Annotated in this window: 1 protein-coding gene; it reads right to left on the reverse strand. The window is 59.1% G+C overall.

From position 1 onward, the window contains the following. Nucleotides 1–76: 76 nt before the first annotated feature. Nucleotides 77–1,630: a deaminase gene (locus tag A5694_RS22195; RefSeq protein ID WP_131809462.1), complete on the reverse strand. Its 1,554-nt coding sequence runs from the start codon at nt 1,628–1,630 to the stop codon at nt 77–79. Between the last annotated feature and the right edge of the window lie 181 nt (nt 1,631–1,811).

Raw genomic sequence — 1,811 nt, forward strand, 5'->3', positions numbered from 1 at the left:
CACACCCGATACCAAGTCCAGCACCGTCTGCGCCGACCCCCGAAACCCCACCACCCCAGGGGACTCACCCGACATCTCAAGGTGAATTTTCCTCGCGCGACTCGCCGCCTTCGTCGAATCTAGCTGCAAGTTTGTTGATAACTACATCCTCAGCGACCTGGATCGGATACCGCAGAACCGCTGCAGAGACCAACCGTGGCTGAGCCAGTTTCGGAACCCAAGGCAGGTACTCCCCCGTCACGGGATCCCGCTTCCGTCCGACCATAGCGAAAACGTTCGGGAAGAGGCGGGGCGCTACCCCCGCGAAGGCCACAAAAGCAACCTTCCCGTTCGTTTCGGTCCCGTCGGAAACCTCTTCGCCATACATGCGCGGTACTAGCGATTTCGGGTAAGGATCGATGTACACAACGCGATCGATACCGCTACCAATGATCAGACGGGCGCATTGATGGCAGGGGTAAGTAGTTGAGTACATAGTCGCACCGTCAAGCGGGGTACCTCTACGCGCGGCAGTACAGATGAGTGCCATCTCAGCGTGCAGAATCCGCCCGAACTCAAGCAAGTCCGTTACGCGACTCTGACGGAACGGCCCATCGTTCGCCAGTGCCCGTTCAGCTAGCTTTCTTGACTGCAGACCATTCATCTCGGGTGTTAGCCAGTCCCCCGCGGTCTTCAACCTGTCAAGCAGGTCCGCGACAACAAGTAACTTTTCCTGGTCGTTAAAATCCGCTCCCCTCCGAAAATCGCGGTGATCTGGCTTGTCCCCTTCCCAGTACTGACCCCCGCCAGCCTTCGGTACCTCATTGGTCCCGCTCGCCAGCAACTCTCCACAGTCATCGACAGCGACGGCACCAACTTGCCGCCCGCCGGCGGATGAGCGCATACGCGCGCCCGAAGCTTGAAACATCGCCTGTTCGTCGCGCGTTGGAGTTTCGAAGGGCGCGCCAAACAGGAGACGGACGATCCTGCCGATCTCTTCTCGGATTTGATGGCCAGCCCGAAGCGCGACATATGCGTCGGCCAGTTCGAAGGTATCGCGAACTCGCTGGCCAAGTTCCTCCGATCCGTCCTTCTCATCGCGATTCATCAGCAGCGAGACGTGCTGGTCGTACCATCCGTCTTCTTCGCTGGGCACCAGGCTGCGAAGACGGCGATTAGTTGAGTCCTCGCGTTCGGCCTTCGGCGACCACGCCCCCAGGAGAACGAAGCGGGGTCCATATACCGAACGCAGTAGCCGGACTTCATCAGGATGCTTCAGCTGCCTCACGATCGAAGCCACAGAATCTCGCTCAGCGCCATCGGCAGCAGCGTCGCCCAACTCGTCATATCGCTGCTTCGAAATAGCTGAAACAGCGATGGCTGCGGCCACGCCGCCGTCGTCGTGGTGTCGGCGCAATTCATCGCCAAGATCCATCAAATGGTCGATTGGAGTCGCCGACTCCTGCAGCGCCGGTAGGTTCAACTCTTCGTAGAATGACAAGATTTTGTCGCTCACACGAACAGTCCTGTGGGTATAACCCACCGACAAGAGCGCATCCGCAAGTGCCTCTTCGACCCGGGCAAGGTTGGTCCCTAGCGCACCGACTAGTCCAATCACGATCTCCGGGCGCAGGGCGTTGTCGCCGGCCATCAACGCCACCTTCCCCAGAAGACTACAAGTTAGCTATCAGTCGTGATTAGCCCGTCTTACGATACTCAGGCGGGTGGGAAGCCCAGCACCGTTAGACGACCATCAGTTGAGTCCCGCATAGTGGTGTAGCGCGGTTGCTGGGTTCGTCATCGTGTCGGTGATGGACGTAAAGCGGCCACCG

It is taken from the genome of Mycolicibacter sinensis (assembly GCF_001667945.1).
GTDB classification, from domain to species: Bacteria; Actinomycetota; Actinomycetes; order Mycobacteriales; family Mycobacteriaceae; genus Mycobacterium; species Mycobacterium sinense_B.

Coding starts and splice junctions, on each gene's coding strand:
- A5694_RS22195 (WP_131809462.1), bottom strand. CDS start 1,630: ATGGCCGGCGACAACGCCCTGCGCCCGGAGATCGTGATTGGACTAGTC.